General features: G+C 63.5%; 1 protein-coding gene. It reads right to left on the minus strand.

Annotated elements, in window-relative coordinates:
* A partial coding sequence (locus AC1DTN_RS37935) for a pyridoxal-phosphate-dependent aminotransferase family protein (protein ID WP_477925293.1) occupies positions 1-479 on the minus strand: 479 nt, incomplete at its 3' end.
* Between the last annotated feature and the right edge of the window lie 201 nt (positions 480-680).

Below are 680 nucleotides of genomic sequence, written 5' to 3' on the forward strand. Positions count from 1 at the left end.
GTCTCGTTGTGCACCACGCACACGGCCTTGATCTTCCTTTCGGTGTCCTTGCGCAGGCGCGCCTCGATCAGCTCCGCCTGCACGCCGTGGCGCCAGCTCGCGGCGTTCGGGAGTTGCGCGTCGCTGCCGGGCCAGGCCAGGAACTCGGTGGCGACGCCCAGCCGGGTCGCCATCTTCTGCCACAGCGTGGCGAAGTGGCCGGTCTCGTACATCAGCACCTGGTCGCCGGGGCTGAGCGTGTTGGACAGCGCAGCCTCCCAGGCGCCGGTGCCCGAAGCCGGGTAGATGACCACCGGATGCCGGGTCTTGAAAATCTGCCGGATGCCCGCGAGCACCCGCAAGCCGAGGGCCCCGAACTCGGGACCGCGGTGGTCGATGGTGGGCAGGCTCATCGCCCGCAGAATCCGGTCCGGGACGGGGCTCGGGCCGGGGATCTGCAGGAAGTGCCTGCCGGTGGGATGGAAATCGAGTTGGAGCATCGGAGCTGTCCTTTCTTTATTCAGTTTTGCATTCAAAAATCAAACCGGCATGCAGGTTATCCCCTAGAAGCACAGGCTTGAGACACCCCAACTTTGCATTCAAAATGCATTCAAGAGAATCGATCCATGGCAGAAATCATTGAAATCTCGCGCCTCGCGCTGCATGACCAGGTGGCGTCGCGGCTGCGCACGATGCTGGTC

This window comes from Rhizobium sp. 01T444 (assembly GCF_056398305.1).